Genomic DNA, 17,073 nt, shown 5'->3' with positions numbered 1-17,073 from the left:
GTGCCCCGAGCCTGCGCCTCGGCCAGACTGAGGCCCATGGCGCTGTCGCGGGTGGTGGGCCGGCTCATCGGCGTACGGGAGCACGTGGTGGAGCCGGGCGGCGGTGGCGCCCCGCGCGTGCCGCGCCCGGTCGAGGCCGTGGTGGTCGGCGGCGGGATCGCCGGCATGTCGGCGGCGGTGGTGCTCGCCGAACGCGGGGTGCGGGTGACCGTGCTGGAGGCCGCGCCGGCCCTCGGCGGCCGGTTGGGCGCGTGGCCGGAGCCGTTGGCCGACGGCGTCCAGGTCAACGAGCACGGCTTCCACGCGTTCTTCCGGCAGTACTACAACTGGCGGTCGATCCTGCGCCGGATCGACCCGAAGCTGGCGTTCCTCAGGCCGGTCCCCGGGTACCCGGTCCTGAGCGCCGAGTGGCCGACGGAGGAGTTCGGGCGGCTGCCGCCGGCCCCGCCGGCGAACCTGCTCGCCCTGCTGCTGCGCAGCCCGAGCCTGCGCCTGGCCGACCTGCGCGGGATGGACCGGGACGCCGCGCTGCCGCTGCTCAGCTACGACCCGGTGCGCACGTACGCCGACTTCGACGGCGCCACCGCCGACGGACTGCTCACCTCGCTGCGGCTGCCGGACCGGGCCCGGGCGATGTTGTTCGAGGTCTTCTCCCACTCGTTCTTCAACCACGAGGCGGAGATGTCAGCCGCCGAGATGATCGCCCAGTTCCACTTCTATCTGCTCGGCAACCCGGAGGGGTTGGCCTTCGACTGCCCGGACGAGGACTACGCCACCGCGATCTGGCAGCCGCTGACCCGGCACGTGGAGCAGCACGGCGGGCGGGTGGTCACGGGGGCCGCCGCGACCCGGTTGGACCGGGGCCCGGACGGGTGGCGGGTGACCGCCGCCGACGGCAGGGCGTACCCGGCCGGGCACGTGGTCCTGGCCGTCGACCCGCCGGCGCTGGCCGCGCTGGTCGGCGCCTCGCCGGTGCTCGCCGGGGCCGCCCCGGAGCTGGTGGCGGCCATGCCCGCGTTCGGCGCCCCGGGCCCGCCGTACGCGGTCGCGCGGTACTGGTGCGTCGGGGACGTCGACCCTGGGCGGGCGGTGTTCAGCGGGGTGTCCCGGCAGCCCACGCTCGACTCGGTGACCCTGTACCACCGGCTGGAGAACGAGTCGCGCCGCTGGGCGGAGCGCGCCGGCGGCTCGGTGGTGGAGCTGCACGCGTACGCCTGCGATGAAGGGGTGCCGGCCGAGGAACTGGCCGAGCGGATGCGGGTCGAGCTGGCCGCGCTCTGGCCGGAGGCGGCCCGGCTGCGGGTGCGCGAGCTGCGCGCCCGGGTGGAGGCGCGGGCCCCGGCGTTCGCCCCGGGCGGTCACGCGGGGCGGCCGGGGGTGCGCACCGACGCCGACGGGCTCTACCTGGCCGGCGACGGCGTCCGGACCGACTTCCCGAGCGCGCTGATGGAGCGGTCGGCGGCGACCGGGGTCATCGCGGCGAACCACGTCCTGCGGGCCGAGGGGGCGGCGGCCGAGCCGGTCCGCTCGATCCGCCCGCGCGGCCTGCTCGCCGGGCGAATGCCACAAAAGCCGTGATTCGCCGCAAGACGCCGTGAATCTGATCTACCCTCGACTGACATCCACCGGCATCGCCGGCACGGGAGGTCGAGAGGGTGTCCACGGTGCACCGGCGCGACGCGGCCGGCGGGCCGCCCGGCGACGAGGCGGGCGGCGGCCGGTACGACGACGCGTACGGGCTGCTGCGTGACGAGCGGGCCTGCATCGTGACGGCGCTGCGGTTGGGCTGGTGGCTGGCGGACGCGTACCACCACGCGCGCACGGCCGACCTGTCGACGGACGAGCGGCCGGCGCAGCCTCCGGCGAAGCTGACCAACTTCACCGAGATGTCCGGCCGGCGGCGGCTGCGGATGTACCTGGACGGGGTCGACGTGGCGCTCGCCCAGATCGCCGGGCTGACCCGCGGCGGCCCGGCCGCCCCGCCCGCGGTCGCCCCGTCCACCGGGGACACCCGGGCCGCCCTGTCGGCCGGGGCGGGGACGTTGCTGCTGGCCCTCGACGACCTCAACGTGGACGTGCTGCGCTGGGCGATGGCGGCCAACCACCGGGTCGGGCTGGCCTACCGGCTCGGCCGGTCGCTGGCCGACACCGTCCGGCACGGCGACGCCGACCAGGTGCCGTGGCGCTTCGCCGGCCGCCAGATCGAGATCAGCCGCTGGCTCGACGAACTGGCCAGCGTGCTGCCGCCGTACTCGGCCACGGTGGTGCGCCGGTCGCTGCGGGCGTGGGCCGACGCGGTCACCCGGGCCGGGGTCGGCGACCCGGCCGAGGCCGGCCTCGGCGAGCTGGCCCGGGAGCTGCGCAACCAGGGCGACCTGTGGCGCAGCGTGCTGACCGGCGGGCTGCACCCCCGGGACCTGCTCGACGAGGACGACTACGCGGTCGTCGCGCGGAACGTGATCATCCGGGACCGGAAGCTGGTGGCGCAGGCGGCCCGGGGCATCTTCTGGCCGGTGCTGGCCCCGCTGGTGGTGGTGCTCCTCGCGGTGGTCGGGGTGAGCGCCGCCGCGGCGGCCGGCTCCCCCGCCACCCGGGCCGCCGTCGCCCTGGTCGGCCTGGGCGCCGGGCTGACCGCAATCTGGCGGACGGTCTCCGGGCCGGCCCTCGCGGTGGCCGGGGAGGTGAACCGGCCGCTACTGGAGGGTGAGCTGGCCGTCCGGATGGCCGCCCGGGTCACCCGACCGCTGGCCACCGCCCGCGCCACCGCCCGGTCCCGCCGGCACGGGCCCGGCGAGGTCGCCGGGGGATCGAAATACGTTGCCGGCCTCGCCTCCGCCGACCTACCGTGATCGGGCAAGGTCAACCAGCCCGCCGGGAGCAAGCCATGTCGTTGTCGCACGTCAGCACCGTGCCGACAATGCTGCCCGTCGACGGTTGCCGCTGTGAGGCCCCCCGGGACGGGTGGCCCGACTGACGCGTGCCCGCACGCGTCGAGCCGCCCCGTCCCACCGCCGGACCGGGCGGCTCCTCGCCGTCCGGCCCACCCACCGTCGATCTTGGAGGGAGTGCCCGGTGGACGCCGTTCTCGTCATCAACGCCGACCTCGGCCCGCTGCACCGGGTCACCGTGCAGCACGCGATCCGGATGCTCTGCCGGCGGGTCGCCGAGATCCACGAGGCCGAGCCGGACCGGTTGATCGGGGTCTTCCCGGTCCCCCGGGTGGTCCGGCTCGTCCGGTACGTGGTGACCCGCTGGCGGTTCAGCGCCGGCCCGGCCTGGTCCCGGGCGGGCGTGCTGCGCCGCGACGGCCACTGCTGCGCCTACTGCGGCGGGCCCGCCGGCACCGTCGACCACGTGCTGCCCCGCTCGCGCGGCGGCCGGAACACCTGGCGGAACACCACCGCCGCCTGCTACGGCTGCAACCAGCGCAAGGGAGACCGGACTCCGGCCGAGGCGGGCATGCCGCTGCGGCACGAGCCGGTCGTGCCGAGCTGGGCGGCGCTCGCCGGGCGGTGACGGACCGGCCGGCGGGAACGGGGGGCCGCGTCCGGGGTACGCCCCGGCGCGGCGCCCGCCGGCCCCGGCGCCCGCCGGGTGGGTGCGGCGACCATACGAGGCGGGCCCGACGACCACCCGAGTGGGGTGGCCGCCGGGCCCGCCGGGGGTACGGCTACGTCAGGCGACGTTGACCGCGGTGTCGTCGACGACGAAGGAGGTCTGGAGCGAGACGTCCTCCGTGCCGGTGAACTTCAGGGTGACGGTCTGGCCGGCGTACGAGGCCAGCGAGAACGACTTCTGGCTGTACCCGGTGGCCTTGTTCAGGTTCGAGTAGGTGGCCAGGGTCGCCAGCACGGTCCCGGACGAGTTGAGCACCTGCACCGTGAGCTTGTCGTACGCGGTGCCGCTGGTGGTCTCGGCCGAGTCGATGTGCAGCCAGAAGCTGAAGTTGTACGAGGTGCAGCCGGCCGGCAGGCTCACCGACTGGGCGAGCGTGTCGGTGTGGGTGCTGCCGTAGCCGTTCATCCAGGAGCTCCAGGTGCCGGTGCGGGCCGGCTGGCTGGTGCCGTGCTGGGCGATGACGCCGGAGCTGGCCGTCCACACCGTGTTTCCGGACTCGAAGCCGGCGTTGCCCAGCTTCTGGCCCGCGCCGGTGCAGCCGCCGCCGGTGCCGTTGACGGTCAGCGAGTAGGTGGCGCTGTGCGGCACCGAGCCGGTGCCGGTGACCGTGACGGTGTAGTTGCCCGCCGGGGTCCCGGTCGTGGTGGCGATGGTGAGGGTGGACGAGGCGCCCGAGGTCACCGAGGCCGGGCTGAACGACGCGGTCGCGCCGGTCGGCAGGCCGGACGCGGAGAACGTCACGGTCTGCGCGGTGCCGCTGGTGGTCGCGGTGGCCACGGTGGTGGCGACGGAGCCACCGGCGGTCACCGAGCCGGCGGTCGGCGAGAGCGTGACGGAGAAGTCGTTGCCGGTCGACGAGCAGGGCGCGTCGTTGCCGGCCACGTTCACCGCGGTCCACGAGGCCTGGACGGCCTTGTACTCGGTGGAGCAGTTGCCGTACAGGTCGGTCGCCGCCTTAAGGCTGTACGCGCGGGCGGTGTTCGACGGGGTGGTGGTGTTGACGTACGACGTGTTGGAGGTGAAGTACACGTCGAGCGCCCGGAACCAGATCTTCTCCGCCTTGGCCCGGCCGATGCCGGTGACCGCCGGGGCGGTGCCGCAGACCGGCGAGGTGCCGTACGCGGTGGCGCCGGTGCCCTCGGCCAGGTTGAAGAAGAAGTGGTTGCCCACGCCGGAGGAGTAGTGCACGTCCTTGTTCTTCGTGCTGGTCGACCAGCACGAGTCGGAGGAGCCGTCCAGCGTCGGGTTGTACATGTACCGCAGCGGGGTGTTGTTGCCGTTGATGTTGATCTTCTCGCCGACCTGGTAGTCACCCGGGTCGCTCGGCGCGTTGGCGTAGAACTCGACCATGTTGCCGAAGATGTCGCTGGTGGACTCGTTGAGGCCACCGGACTCGCCGGAGTACACCAGGCCGGCGACCGCCTCGGTGACGCCGTGGCTCATCTCGTGGCCGGCCACGTCGAGGGAGACCAGCGGGCGGGAGTTGCCCGCGCCGTCGCCGTAGGTCATCTGCGCGCCGTCCCAGAAGGCGTTGACGTAGGCGTTGCCGTAGTGCACCCGCGACGGCACGCCGGCGCCGTTGCCGAAGATGCCGTTACGGCCGTGCACGTTCTTGAAGTAGTCGAACGTCATCGCGGCGCCGAAGTGGGCGTCGACGGCGGCGGACTGCCGGTTGGTGTTCGCGCCGGTACCCCAGACGTTGTCGGCGTCGGTGAACGTGGTGCAGGTCGACGTGCCGTTGTTCATGTCACAGGTACGGCCGTTGCCGCGCACCGGGTCGATCATCTGGTACGTGCTGCCGGAGAGCGTGGTGTCGACGCTGACCGCGCCGGTGTAGATGCCCGTGCCGCTGCCGGTGACCGACTCGATCTCGTCGTACGAGCCGATCACCTTGCCGGTGACGGCGTCGGTGATGACGTGCAGCTTCGAGGGGGTCTGCTTGTCGGCCTTCCAGCCGGAGGCGACGGTCTCCCAGGCGAGCCGGCCCGTGCCGGAGCTGGCGTCGACGAAGAGCTCCGGGGCGCCCACGGCGGTGAGCGAGCCGGAGAACTCCTTGCGGGCGGCCTCCTTGGCCTTGGCCGAGGTGACCTTGGGGCTGGTGGTGAGGGTCAGCGGGGCCGCCAGGCCCACCGAGGCCCCGGCGTACTCGCCGTTCGCCTTGGCGTGGATGACGAAGTCGCCACCGTAGACGCGCAGGCCCTGGTACGTCCGGGTGTAGCGGGTGTGCGAGGCGCCGTTCGCGTCCACCTTCGTCCGGACGGCCTGGTATGCCTCTCCGCTGGCACCCTGGACGGTGCCGGGGTTGCTGGAGAGGACCGACTCGGCGCGGTCCGGGGCGGGGGCGGGGGGAGCTGCCGCTTGCGCCGTGGTGGCGGCGCCGGTGAGCAGGCCGCCGGTGAGCAGCGCTGCGCTGGCAGCGGCGAGGGTTCTTTTCACGTGCCCTCCTGGCAAGGAATGTGTGACGGGGGTAGTCACGCATGTAGATATAGTGATACATCGAAGTAGAGGGAAGGGGGGAAGCGCTCTCAGATCAAACACTGGCCGAACGGGTGAGGAGCACAAGGTGACGGAACCGGGCGGAGTCGGGACACGTCCGACCGACATGAGACCGACCCACCTGCGCGCCGCCTTGATCGTCGCGCTCCTCGCGGCGGTCGGCGGCTGCGCGGCCGGCGCCCCCGGCCCGCCCACGCCGGCGGGCCCCCCGTCGTCCGCCGGGACCGCCACCACCGGGCCGAACACCGGGGCGGACCCGACCGCCGCCACCGCCCCGGTCGAGGCGTCCCCCGGCACCCGGGTGGTGCTGCACCGCTCGGGCGGCATCGCCGGGCGCGACGACACGGTCACGGTCGAACCGGACGGACGGTGGACGGCGGTCGACCGCGCCGGCGCCCGGCGCACCGGCCGGCTCACCGGGGCGAACCTCGACCGGCTGCGCCGGCTCACCGCCGAACCCCGGCTCACCGAGGGCGGCAGCACCGACTCCGAAGGCCACTGCTCCGACACCTACGAGTACCGGCTCACCGTCGGCACCGGCACGGTCGACTGGACCGACTGCCCGGTCGCGGGCGAACCGCCGCAGGCCGCGTCGGCACTGGCCGAGATCGTGTTCACCGCCATCAGCTGATCCGCCGCCGGCCGCCCCCGCCACCGACGCCGGTCGCCACGAGGCCCGGCCGGTCGGCGGTCAGCTCCTCGGCGGCAGCGGCGACACCGGTTGAACGCGAAGCTGCCGCCCAGGGGCCGGCGCCTGCCTTCGCCCCTGGGCGGCAGCCAACCCGCCCCTACCTACCGCCGCGCGCGCTCAGGCGCGGGAGAACATCTGGCCGATGCGGATCTTGTTGCCGAACGGGTCCCGGATGCCGAAGTCGATGCCGTACGGGCGGTCGGTCGGCTCGTCGGTGATCTCCACCCCCTTCGCCACCAGCTCCTTGTACGTCTTGTGCGCGTCGTCCGTGGTCATGAAGAGGTAGCCGCCCAGCGCTCCCTTGGTGAGCAGCTCGCGGACCTGCTCGGCCGTGGCCGGGTCCAGGGCCGGCGAGCCGGGCGTCTCCAGCAGGATCTCCCGCTCCGGGTCGCCGGGCAGGTTGACCGTCAGCCAGCGCATGAAGCCGAGGTCCTGGTCGGTGTTGACCTCCATGCCGAGCTTGCCCACGTAGAAGTCGAGGGCCTCGTCCTGGTCGAGCACGTAGATCTGGGAGCGGCTGATCGCGTTCATCGTCATGCCGAAGACGCTATGCGACCCGCTGAGCTGCTGCTTATCCAAAACTGCTAGGTCGCATCCAGGCCTTGGCGAAGCATGCGGGCACGTCCGCCGGGCCCTTGCGCCGGCGGTACTCCGTCGGCGGCTCGCCGACGATCTGCCGGAACGTGCGGCTGAACGTGCCGAGGCTGCCGAACCCGACCGCGTAACAGATCTCGGTGACGTCCAGGTCGGTCTGGGTGAGCAGGTACATGGCCCGCTCGACCCGGCGCCGTTGCAGGTAACGGTGCGGCGTCTCGCCGAAGGTGGCACGGAAGGTACGGATGAAGTGCGCTTCGGAGACGTGCGCGATCCGGGCCAGGGCGGGGATGTCCAGCGGCTCCGCGTACGCCCGGTCCATGGCGTCCCGGGCCCGGAGCATGGCCCGGTTGGACTCCTCCACCGCGCGGCTCATCCCACCTCCGTCCGGCGCGGCTGGAGGCCTGCGGACTTCCGGCGCGGAGGCCGGAATCCCGCCCTCCGGGACACCGCGAAACTGTGGAGCCCCCGGCCGGGATCGAACCGGCGACATCTCGCTTACAAGGCGAGTGCTCTGGCCAGCTGAGCTACAGGGGCAGGTCGTGCGTGGCCAGCATAAGCGACAGACCTCGGGACTTGTCCCTCGGCAGGCCCTCCCAGCACGGAAAACGCCGATTTGCCGACCCTGCCGGTGATCATTCGACGGCGGGCGGGCGAAATAGGGCGGAGATTGATGCCTGGCTGTGCTCGACTGACCGGAATGTGAAAGCCGTCCGTCCCATCCGATGCTTCCAGTCTTGGCAGGTTGCGAAAACCCGTTTACCGTGCAGTGACACGGATGACACCTCCGGCGGCCCCCGCTGCCCGGAAGCGTCGTCCGGAAGGCCGACGCCGCACGGCGCCGGTTGCTCCTTCACTCGGATCGTCCGGCACGTTCCTGCCGGTGAAAGGAAGCGCTCCAGCATGGCCACGGTCACCTACGCGAAGGCGTCCCGCATCTACGCGGGCACCGAGCGTCCCGCAGTGAACCAGCTCGACCTCGAGATCGGCGACGGCGAGTTCCTCGTCCTGGTCGGCCCCTCCGGTTGCGGCAAGTCCACCAGCCTGCGCATGCTCGCCGGCCTGGAGGACGTCGACGACGGCGCGATCTACATCGACCAGCGCGACGTCACCCACCTCCCGCCGAAGGCCCGCGACATCGCGATGGTCTTCCAGAACTACGCACTCTACCCGCACATGTCGGTGTACGAGAACATGGCGTTCGCCCTGAAGCTGCGCAAGACCCCCAAGGACGAGATCGACCGGCGGGTCAAGGAGGCGGCCGGGCTGCTCCAGCTTGAGGAGTTCCTCAGCCGCAAGCCGAAGGCCCTCTCCGGCGGTCAGCGCCAGCGGGTCGCGATGGGCCGGGCGATCGTCCGCGAGCCGCAGGTCTTCCTCATGGACGAGCCGCTGTCGAACCTCGACGCCAAGCTCCGGGTGCAGACCCGTACCCAGATCGCGTCGTTGCAGGCGAAGCTCGGCATCACCACGGTCTACGTCACCCACGACCAGGTCGAGGCCATGACCATGGGCCACCGGGTGGCGGTCATGCTCGACGGCGTCCTCCAGCAGGTGGACACCCCGCGGGCGCTCTACGACACCCCGGCCAACGTGTTCGTCGCCGGTTTCATGGGTTCCCCGGCGATGAACATCAAGACCGTCCCGCTGACCGAGCAGGGCGCCGCGTTCGCCGAGCTGAACCTGCCGCTGACCCGCGAGCAGGCCGAGGCGGCCCGCGCCGAGGGCAGCAACGGCAAGGTGACCGTGGGCTTCCGCCCGGAGGACTGCGACCTGGTGAGCCCGAACGAGGGCGGCATGCCGGTCGTGGTCGAGCTGGTCGAGGACCTCGGCTCGGACGCGAACGTCTACGGCCACGCCGCGCTGGAGGGCCACAACGAGCGCTTCGTGGTCCGCACCGACCGGCGCACCATGCCGAACATGGGCGACACCGTGTTCGTCAAGCCGCGGGCCGGCCGTATCCACGCCTTCAACGCCGCCACCGGCAAGCGGATCTGACGTAGCAGCGGGAAGGGGTGGTCCGCCAGCCGGCGGGCCGCCCCTTCGTCGTACCCGGGTGTCGGGCGCGGCCGGGTGGATGCTCCGGGGCCGGTCGTACCGTCTCGGCAGTACGCGCGGCGGGCCGCCCCCGGATGGGGACGGCCCGCCGCGTCACTCGTGTTCCGGGCTCACGCCTCCGCGCGGCGGCGGCGGGCCACCTCGGCGAGGGCCACCGCGGCGGCGACGCTGGCGTTGAGCGACTCCACCTCGGAGACCATCGGGATGCTCACGGTCAGGTCGCAGGTCTCGCCGACCAGCCGGGACAGCCCCCGGCCCTCCGAGCCGACCACCACGACCAGCGGCCCGACGGCCGCCTCCAGGTCGAACAGGTCGGTCTCGCCGTCGGCGTCCAGGCCGACGACCATGAAGCCGGCGTCCCGGCAGGCCTTGAGCGACCGGGTCAGGTTGGTGACCTGGGCGACGGGCACCCGCGCCGCCGCGCCGGCGCTGGTCCGCCAGGCGGTCGCGGTGATCCCGGCCGCCCGCCGCTCCGGTACGAAGACCCCCTGCGCGCCGAACGCGGCGGCGGACCGGATCACCGCGCCGAGGTTGCGCGGATCGGTGACGCCGTCCAGCGCCACCAGCAGCGGGGCGGTCTGCTCCAGCGACGCAGCGACCAGGTCCTCGAAGGGCTGGTACGCGAACGGCGGCACCTGGAGGCCGACGCCCTGGTGCAGCACGCCGCCGGTCATCCGGTCCAGCTCGGCGCGGCTGATCTCCAGAATGGCGATGCCCCGGTCGGCGGCGGTGCGGACGATCTCGTTGACCCGGTCGTCGGTCTCGATGCCCTGGGCGATGTAGAGCGCGGTGGCCGGCACCTGGGTACGCAGCGACTCCAGCACCGGGTTCCGCCCGACCAGCAGCTCCGGGCTGTCCTTCGCCGGGTTGGACTTGCGCCCCGGCGCGACCCGGGGGCCGGTGCGGCCGGTCGGCCCGCCGCCCCGGCCGCCGGCGCCGCCCCGGGCGGTGGGCACGCCCCGGCCGCCGCCCCGGCCCCAGGTGGTGTCCTTGGAGCCCGGCTTGCCGATCTTGGGGGCCCGCCCCTCCTCGGCCGCCGCCCGGCGCTCCTTGTCCTGCTTCCAGGCGGTGCGCTGGGGCAGCTTCTCGGTGCCCGAGTACGCCTTGTGCCAGGGACGCTCGTCGGCGGGCAGGGTCTTGCCCCGGCCCGCGAGGGCGTCCTTGTTCTTGCCTCCGGAGCCCTTCGGGGCACCCGCCTTCGGCGTCAGTCGCCGGCCACGGCGCTGCGAGTTGCCGGCCATCAGTCCTGCTCTCCAATAGTCCAACGGGGGCCCTGCGGGGTGTCCTCGACCAGCACACCGGCCTGCTTGAGCTGGTCGCGGACGGCGTCCGCGGCGGCCCAGTCCTTCCGACCGCGGGCCTGCGCCCGCTGGTCCAGGGCCAACGCGACCAGCGAGTCCACCACGCCGCGCAGGTCGTCCACGCGACCACCGCCGGTCCACGCGTCGTCGAGGGGGTCGATCCCGAGGATATCCAGCATGGCCCGCGCGGAGCCGAGCGCCGTGCGGACGGTCACATCGTCGGCGGCGGCCAGCGCGGTGTTGCCGTCCCGGATCACCTCCTGGAGCACCGCGAACGCGGCCGAGGTGTTCAGGTCGTCGTCCATCGCGGCGACGAAGGCGTCCGGCAGTTCACCGAGCCTCCCGGCACCGACCCGCTCGGCGGCCCGCTGGACGAACCCCTCGATCCGCCGGAAGCCCGTCGCCCATTCGCGCAGCGCGTCCTCGGTGTAGTCGATCAGCGACCGGTAGTGCGCGACCGCGTAGTAGTAGCGCAGCTCGATCGGGCGTACCCCGAGCGCCGCCACGTACGCCAGGTCGAGGGCGTTGCCGGTCGACTTGCCCATCTTCGCCCCGCCGATGCCGAGCAACCCGTGGTGCACCCAGTAGCGGGCGAACGGCAGGCCGGCGGCCTGCGACTGGGCGACCTCGTTCTCGTGGTGCGGGAAGGTCAGGTCGAGCCCGCCGCCGTGGATGTCGAACTCGGCGCCCAGATAGCGCCAGCACATCGCCGAGCACTCGATGTGCCACCCGGGCCGCCCCCGTCCCCACGGCGAGGGCCAGTACGCGTCGGCCGGCTCGTCGGGCTTCGCGCCCTTCCACAGGGCGAAGTCGCGCGGGTCGCGCTTGCCCCGTTCCGGGGCGTCGTCGGCGGCCTGCATGGCGTCCGGCGACTGGCCGGAGAGCGCGCCGTACGCCGGCCAGGAGGCCACGTCGAAGTAGACGTCGCCGGAGCCGTCGGTGGCCGGGTAGGCGTGCCCGGTGTCGATCAGCTTCGCGATCAGCTCGTGCATCTCCGGGACGTGCCCGGTGGCCCGCGGCTCGTACGTCGGCGGCAGCACGTTCAGCGCCCGGTACGCCCCGGCCAGCGCCAGCTCGTTGGCGTACGCGATCGACCAGAACGGCCGGCCCTGCTCGACGGCCTTGACCAGGATCTTGTCGTCGATGTCGGTCAGGTTGCGGATGAACCGGACCTCGAAACCCTTCGCCAGCAGCCAGCGGCGCAGCACGTCGTAGTTGACGCCGGAGCGAAGGTGGCCGATGTGCGGGGGTGCCTGGAGGGTGAGACCACACAGGTAGACCCCCACCTTGCCGGCTTCCCGCGGGACGAAGTCCCGCACCGATCGGGTGGCGGTGTCATACAGGCGTAGCGTCACCGTATCAGGGTAGCCGCCCACGCGTTCCCGGGTCGTCCGGTGCCGGGTCGTACGCTGCCCCTCGTGGATGAGGCGGCACGGCAGGACGGCACGACGGCCCGGCCCGGCGACAGGGGGCGCGGGGGCGAGACGGCCCAGACGCTGGACCGGGGGCTGCGGCTGCTGCACCTGGTCGCCGACGCCCCTGGCGGGCTGACCGTCACCGAGGCGGCGAACCGGCTGGGCATCGGCCGGGCGGCCGTCTACCGGCTGGTCGGCGCGCTGAGCGGACACGGCATGGTGCGGCGGGACGGTGACGGCCGGCTGCGCCTCGGCGCCGGGGTGCTGCACCTGGCCCGGCGGGCCCAGCCGCTGCTCGCCGAGGGCGCGCTGCCGGCCCTGCGCCGGCTCGCCGAACAGGCCGGCGCGACCGCCCACCTCACCGTGGTCGAGGGCGGCGAGGGCATCGCCCTGGCGGTGGTGGAGCCGAGCTGGACGTCGTTGCACGTGGCGTACCGGACTGGGACGCGGCACCCGCTGGAGCGGGGGGCGGCCGGCCGGGCCATCCTCGCCGGCCGGTCGGGCTCCGCCGGCCCGGTGGGCACCAGCGGCGAGCTGCAACCCGGCGCGTACGGGGTGGCCGCCCCGGTGCTCGGCGTGCCGGGCCTGGAGGCGAGCGTGGGGGTGGTGGCCCTGGCCCCGCTGGACCCGGAGGTGGTCGGCGAGCAGGTGCTCGCGGCGGCCACCGCCATCGCCACCGCCCTCGCCCCCTGACCCGCCTGCGGGCTCGGTCGACGCACGCCTTGACCAACTTCGGGTACGGCACAACGCGGCCTCTCGTGCGCCACATGCCCCGACTTGCCGCACATCGCGTCGCACCCACCCCGGCCTGCTGGTGGCTCGTCGAGCGGGTCAGCCCATTACCACAGGTGAAGGCCCTCCGATGGACTGTCCACAGGCGACAGGAGGACGGGGCGGAGCGGTTTTCCACAGGGGTGTCGGGTGGCCGGCGGCAGCCGGCAGCCTGGGCACATGCCCCGACACGCTGATCGCCCGTCCGCCCTCGCCTGGCAGGTCTTCCGCGCCTCCGACGCGATCCGGCTGGGCCTCGTCACCGCGCACCGGCTGCGCAGCTCGGCCTGGGTCAACCTGCGCCGCGACATCTACGCCGATTCACGCCTCGACCACGACCACGCCCTCTCCTGTCGCGCGGTGTCCCTGCAACTGCCCCCGGGTGCGGCGTTCGCCGGGCCGTCGGCGGCCCTGCTGCACGGTGTCGAGCACGCCGCCGAGTTCTCCGCCGACGTGCACGTGGCCAGCCCCCGCACGGCCGGGCTGCGCAGCCAGCGAGGGCTGCGGGTGCACCTGACCGACCTGCCCGTCACCAGCCCGCCCACCACCCCCGCGCCGATGCTCGCCAACGCGGCCGCCCTCGTCCTCGCCCCCGGGGCCGTCCTCGCCCCTGAACCCGCCATCGCCGCCGGGCCCGTCCTGGCCCCTGAACCCGCCATCGCCGCCGGGCCCGTCCTGGCCACCGGCGTCCCGCCTGCCACCAACCCGGCCGTCATGCGCCCGGCCGTGGCCCGCCCGGCCGTGATCAGCCGGGACACCGGTGGCACGGCACCGCCGCCGGGCAGGGGTGGGGTGGGCATCGCCGAGCGGCGGCCCGGCCGCCCCCTCGATCAGGGTTCGTCGCTGATGGTGGCGGAGGCGGCGTGGGCCCTGCCCCGCACCGACCCGGCGATGGCAGCCTGGGAGACCGCCGTCTGGCTGGAGCCCTTCCGGGCCGTCGGGATCGTCGACAGCCTGCTCCGCAAGGGCCTGACCACCCGGGCCGCCCTCGCCGGGATCGGCGCCCGCAACGCGGAGCGCCCCGGTGGCCGCCGGGCGAGATGGGTCTTCGACCTGGCCGATCCCGGTGCACAGTCCCCGCCGGAGTCCGAGTTGCGGGTCCGGCTGGTGCTCGCCGGGCTGCCCCGCCCGGTCGCACAGCACCCGGTCCGACTGGCGTCGGGGCTCGTCCTGCATCCGGATCTGGCCTGGCCGCAGTTCCGCGTCGCGGTCGAGTACGACGGCACCTGGCACGCCGACGCCGAGCAGTTGCACCGCGACCGCCAGCGGCTCAACCAGCTCGTCGGCGCGGGTTGGCTCGTGCTGCACGTGACCGGCCGCCGGCTGCGGCACGACTTCCCCGCGTTGGCCCGGGAGGTCCATGCCACCCTGGCGTCCCGGGGCTGGCGTCGCTGACCCCGCCCGCCCCGGCGCACGCCGGTGACCAGCTCGGCATGCGGCACGTCGCGCCTTCCCCCACCTGGACGACTGCCATGTGCCGGACCCGAGAAGTGGGTCAGTCGACCCGGCCCGGCGACCCGTCGTCCCCGGCGGACGACGAGGGGCCCGGGACGGCGAGGGGCCCGGGCAACCGTGGTCGCCCGGGCCCCTCCCGCTGGCACCGGTCGTCACATCCGGGTCGTCACCGCCGCGTACGCGTCGATGATGCCGTGGCCGTAGAAGCCGTTGAACTTGGCGTCACCGGCGCAGTAGGCGTTGAACTCGGCGTCCCGGCCCTCGTTGGTGTACGTCTGCAGGCGCGGCTCCGGGCAGGCGCGCTCCGTGGCGGTGCGGTAGAGCTGCCGCTCGACCTTGACCGGGTCCAGACCCAGGCCGTCCCTGGTCTTCTTGCCGTACTTGCTGACGATCAGCGCGGCGACGCCACTGACGTGCGGCGACGCCATCGAGGTGCCCTGGAGGTAGGTGTAGTAGCCGCAGGCACCGTTGGCCTTGCACTGCTTGAACACCGACTCCTCGAAGCCCTCGACGATGTTGCCGTTCTCGTCGACCGACCCCTCCTCCTGGAGCACGTGCTTCGGGTACGTGGAAAGGATCATGTTGGCGTCGAGGCGGTAGGTGTCGGTGCCGAACCCGTCGCGGAACCAGCCGCCCGGTGCGGCGACCGAGATCTGCTCGGTGCCGTAGTTCGAGTAGTCGGCCTTCTTGCCGGACGGGCCGATCGCCGACACGCCGATCACGTGCGGGCCCTCCACCGGCAGGTCCCAGCAGGTGGCGTTGTCGATCGGCCGGTCGTACGGGTCGGCGCCGTAGTCCGGGCTGGAGGTGTCGGTACGGGGCGCGCCCAGGTCCTCGTGGTTGTTGCCGAGCGAGCCGACCAGGGTGACTCCCTTGCGGTGCGCGAAGTCGAGCGCCCGCTTCATGGCCTCGATGGTCGCCCGCTGCTCGGCCTGCGCCTGCGGCGAGTCGGCCGGGTTGGCGGTGCAGTTGTAGAGCCACGGGTCGACGTAGAAGGACATGTTCACCACGTCGAGGCCGACGTTGCCCGCGTGCACCAGGGCGTTGACCACCGGGTCGAGGAAGAAGTAGCCGGAGTCCTGGCCGCCCTTCAGCTCGACCAGAGTGACGTTCGGGGCGACGCCCGAGAGGCCAAAGCCGTTCGCGGCGGCGCCGATGGTGCCGGCGACGTGGGTGCCGTGGCCGTTGTCGTCGGTGCCGACCGGGTCGAGGCAGCTCGCCACCTCGCACTCCCCGTCGACCTCGGGGATGTCCGGGGCGAAGTTGCGCGACAGGGACCAGCTGAAGTTCGGCGCGAGGTCGGGGTTGCCGGCGTCGACGCCGGTGTCCAGGATGCCGACGGTGACCCGACGGTCGCCCGGCTCCACCCTGCGGGCGTCGTCGGCCCGGATCATGTCCAGGCCCCAGAGCTTCTCGTCCAGCGGGTCCATCTTCTTGCCCCGCTTGGCGGCAGCGGCGCCATTGGCCTTGGCCTTGGCCTTGGCGAGGAGATTCTCCTGCTCGACCCGGTCGAGCTTGGGCTTGCGGCCGATCGCCTTCCTCTCGGCCGCGCCGAGCAGGGCGGCGTTCGCGGTCGCCCGGGTGGCGAAGTCGGCACGGTCGCTGGTGACCTGGAACAGTCCGACCTCGTCGGTACGGGAGACCACGGAGCCGCCTGCGGCGGTGATGGCGGCGATCGCCGCGTCGGCGGAGACGCCGGCCTCCGCGACGACGGTGAACTCCCGGGTCGCGGTCGGCTCGGCGTTCGCCGTGCCCACCACGCCGGTCACCGTGAGTGCCAACGCCGTTGCGGTTGCGACGGCGCCGGCGGTGAAGCGCTTGCTCACCACATCAGATCCTCTCGTTGAGGGACGTGGCAGCCATCCCATATCACCGACGGGCGTTCCGCTAGATGGGAGTCCGTATTACACGGCAATCGAACTTTCGTCCGCCTGCTGTCATCGGGACGGCGACGGGGACTCGGCGGGCGGGTTACGCCTCACTCATCTCCCGCTCGGCGGAGAGCCGGCCGATCGCGTCCGGCACGTCGGCCAGGGTGGAGACCTCGGCGTCGGCCGGCACACCGGGCGGGCGGGGCAGGCCGAGGCGGTTGAGCCAGACCGCCCGCAGCCCGGCGCGCCGGGCCGCGAGCACGTCGTGGCTGGGCGAGTCGCCGACGTACAGGATCCGCTCCGCCGGCACCCCGGCCGCCTCGACCACCGCGGAAGAACTCGGGGGCGGGCTTCTTCGGCAGGCCGTTCTCGTGCGCGTACAGCTCGAAGGCGAACTCACCGGCGAGTCCGCAGCGCTCGGCGCGGCTGTTGCCGTTGGTGGCGTAGCCCAGGGTGTACCGGCCGCGCAGGGCGGTGAGCGCCGGCAGCACGTCGGGAAAGGGACGGGTCAGCGCGAAGCGCCGGGCGAAGAAGAGTGCCGCGACGTCGTCCAGGTGCGCGTCGAGGCCGGCCCGGGCGAGCGACCGGGCCAGCGCGGCCCGCCGGATCTCCATGACGGGGACGGCACTCATGGCGGCGAACACCGCGTGCCAGTCGGACTCCAGCTCCGCGAGGCTGACCCCGGCCGCCGCCGGGGTCAGCCGCCGCATCTCCTCCAGTACGGCCACCAGCCCGCCGGTGACCGCCGGGCGCAGGTCGATCAGGGTCTCGTCGGCGTCGAACACGACATGGGTCAGCATCCGGCC

At 73.3% G+C, this 17,073-nt stretch carries 13 protein-coding genes, 1 tRNA gene and 1 pseudogene; 7 read left to right on the top strand and 8 right to left on the bottom strand.

Annotated features, from left to right (window positions below; genetic code table 11):
* Positions 1 to 36 precede the first annotated feature (36 nt).
* From OOK41_RS05305 to OOK41_RS05295, 3 genes are all read left to right on the top strand, one after another.
* A complete protein-coding gene (locus OOK41_RS05305; RefSeq protein ID WP_266263163.1) occupies positions 37 to 1,578 on the top strand; it encodes an FAD-dependent oxidoreductase in 1,542 nt (513 codons plus the stop codon).
* Positions 1,579 to 1,655: 77 nt separating this feature from the next.
* Positions 1,656 to 2,849, top strand: a complete 1,194-nt coding sequence (locus tag OOK41_RS05300) for a hypothetical protein (RefSeq protein ID WP_266263162.1) — start codon at positions 1,656 to 1,658, stop codon at positions 2,847 to 2,849.
* A 223-nt stretch (positions 2,850 to 3,072) separates the two neighbouring features.
* Positions 3,073 to 3,516 (top strand): HNH endonuclease, encoded by a 444-nt coding sequence (locus tag OOK41_RS05295; RefSeq protein ID WP_117664847.1) that lies wholly within the window; start codon positions 3,073 to 3,075, stop codon positions 3,514 to 3,516.
* A 159-nt stretch (positions 3,517 to 3,675) separates the two neighbouring features.
* Here the strand turns inward: OOK41_RS05295 and OOK41_RS05290 are convergent, their stop codons facing one another.
* The gene (locus OOK41_RS05290; protein WP_266263161.1) at positions 3,676 to 6,054 is read right to left on the bottom strand and encodes a M4 family metallopeptidase; all 2,379 of its coding nucleotides are present in this window, start codon (positions 6,052 to 6,054) and stop codon (positions 3,676 to 3,678) included.
* Between the two features lie 166 nt (positions 6,055 to 6,220).
* Here OOK41_RS05290 and OOK41_RS05285 point away from each other — a divergent pair, with 166 nt between their 5' ends.
* The gene (locus OOK41_RS05285) at positions 6,221 to 6,745 is read left to right on the top strand and encodes a hypothetical protein (protein ID WP_266263160.1); all 525 of its coding nucleotides are present in this window, start codon (positions 6,221 to 6,223) and stop codon (positions 6,743 to 6,745) included.
* A 177-nt stretch (positions 6,746 to 6,922) separates the two neighbouring features.
* Here OOK41_RS05285 and OOK41_RS05280 read toward each other — a convergent pair whose 3' ends face one another.
* The 3 genes from OOK41_RS05280 to OOK41_RS05270 form a co-directional block, all read right to left on the bottom strand.
* Positions 6,923 to 7,342: a VOC family protein gene (locus tag OOK41_RS05280; RefSeq protein ID WP_117664843.1), complete on the bottom strand. Its 420-nt coding sequence runs from the start codon at positions 7,340 to 7,342 to the stop codon at positions 6,923 to 6,925.
* Positions 7,343 to 7,376: 34 nt separating this feature from the next.
* Complete coding sequence (locus tag OOK41_RS05275) at positions 7,377 to 7,775, bottom strand: helix-turn-helix domain-containing protein (RefSeq protein ID WP_117664842.1); 399 nt, start codon at positions 7,773 to 7,775, stop codon at positions 7,377 to 7,379.
* Between the two features lie 84 nt (positions 7,776 to 7,859).
* A tRNA-Thr gene (locus tag OOK41_RS05270) sits at positions 7,860 to 7,936 on the bottom strand.
* 366 nt (positions 7,937 to 8,302) lie between these two features.
* Here OOK41_RS05270 and OOK41_RS05265 point away from each other — a divergent pair.
* Positions 8,303 to 9,394, top strand: coding sequence for an ABC transporter ATP-binding protein (locus tag OOK41_RS05265; RefSeq protein WP_266263159.1), 1,092 nt, complete (start codon positions 8,303 to 8,305; stop codon positions 9,392 to 9,394).
* A 170-nt stretch (positions 9,395 to 9,564) separates the two neighbouring features.
* On the opposite strand, the gene rlmB is transcribed toward OOK41_RS05265, so the two are convergent.
* Together rlmB and cysS are read right to left on the bottom strand one after the other, a co-directional pair.
* Positions 9,565 to 10,695 carry a 23S rRNA (guanosine(2251)-2'-O)-methyltransferase RlmB gene (gene rlmB / locus OOK41_RS05260; protein ID WP_266263158.1) on the bottom strand — a complete coding sequence of 377 codons (1,131 nt, stop codon included), beginning with the start codon at positions 10,693 to 10,695 and terminating at the stop codon, positions 9,565 to 9,567.
* Positions 10,695 to 12,110, bottom strand: a complete 1,416-nt coding sequence (gene cysS / locus OOK41_RS05255; protein ID WP_266263157.1) for a cysteine--tRNA ligase — start codon at positions 12,108 to 12,110, stop codon at positions 10,695 to 10,697. Before cysS ends, rlmB begins: the two co-directional genes overlap by 1 nt.
* Before the next feature lie 63 nt (positions 12,111 to 12,173).
* Between cysS and OOK41_RS05250 the strand changes: the two genes are divergently transcribed.
* A complete protein-coding gene (locus OOK41_RS05250; RefSeq protein WP_117664838.1) occupies positions 12,174 to 12,863 on the top strand; it encodes an IclR family transcriptional regulator in 690 nt (229 codons plus the stop codon).
* A gap of 258 nt (positions 12,864 to 13,121) precedes the next feature.
* The gene (locus OOK41_RS05245) at positions 13,122 to 14,336 is read left to right on the top strand and encodes a hypothetical protein (protein WP_266263156.1); all 1,215 of its coding nucleotides are present in this window, start codon (positions 13,122 to 13,124) and stop codon (positions 14,334 to 14,336) included.
* Positions 14,337 to 14,548: 212 nt separating this feature from the next.
* Here the strand turns inward: OOK41_RS05245 and OOK41_RS05240 are convergent, their stop codons facing one another.
* Positions 14,549 to 16,222, bottom strand: coding sequence for a S8 family serine peptidase (locus OOK41_RS05240; protein WP_266263155.1), 1,674 nt, complete (start codon positions 16,220 to 16,222; stop codon positions 14,549 to 14,551).
* A gap of 145 nt (positions 16,223 to 16,367) precedes the next feature.
* Positions 16,368 to 17,067 (bottom strand): annotated as a pseudogene (locus OOK41_RS05235) (HAD family hydrolase).
* Positions 17,068 to 17,073 lie beyond the last annotated feature (6 nt).

The sequence above is a fragment of the Micromonospora sp. NBC_01655 genome, assembly GCF_026339755.1.
Lineage (GTDB): Bacteria > Actinomycetota > Actinomycetes > Mycobacteriales > Micromonosporaceae > Micromonospora.
The sequence above is the reverse complement of the archived record's forward strand: the minus strand, read 5'-3'. Positions and strand labels throughout refer to the sequence as shown.

Bases quoted from the DNA above. Each gene is read 5' to 3' on its own strand.
- rlmB (WP_266263158.1), bottom strand. From the start codon at position 10,695: ATGGCCGGCAACTCGCAGCGCCGTGGCCGGCGACTGACGCCGAAGGCG.
- OOK41_RS05305 (WP_266263163.1), top strand. From the start codon at position 37: ATGGCGCTGTCGCGGGTGGTGGGCCGGCTCATCGGCGTACGGGAGCAC.
- OOK41_RS05280 (WP_117664843.1), bottom strand. From the start codon at position 7,342: ATGACGATGAACGCGATCAGCCGCTCCCAGATCTACGTGCTCGACCAG.
- OOK41_RS05275 (WP_117664842.1), bottom strand. From the start codon at position 7,775: ATGAGCCGCGCGGTGGAGGAGTCCAACCGGGCCATGCTCCGGGCCCGG.
- OOK41_RS05245 (WP_266263156.1), top strand. From the start codon at position 13,122: ATGCCCCGACACGCTGATCGCCCGTCCGCCCTCGCCTGGCAGGTCTTC.
- OOK41_RS05265 (WP_266263159.1), top strand. From the start codon at position 8,303: ATGGCCACGGTCACCTACGCGAAGGCGTCCCGCATCTACGCGGGCACC.
- OOK41_RS05285 (WP_266263160.1), top strand. From the start codon at position 6,221: ATGAGACCGACCCACCTGCGCGCCGCCTTGATCGTCGCGCTCCTCGCG.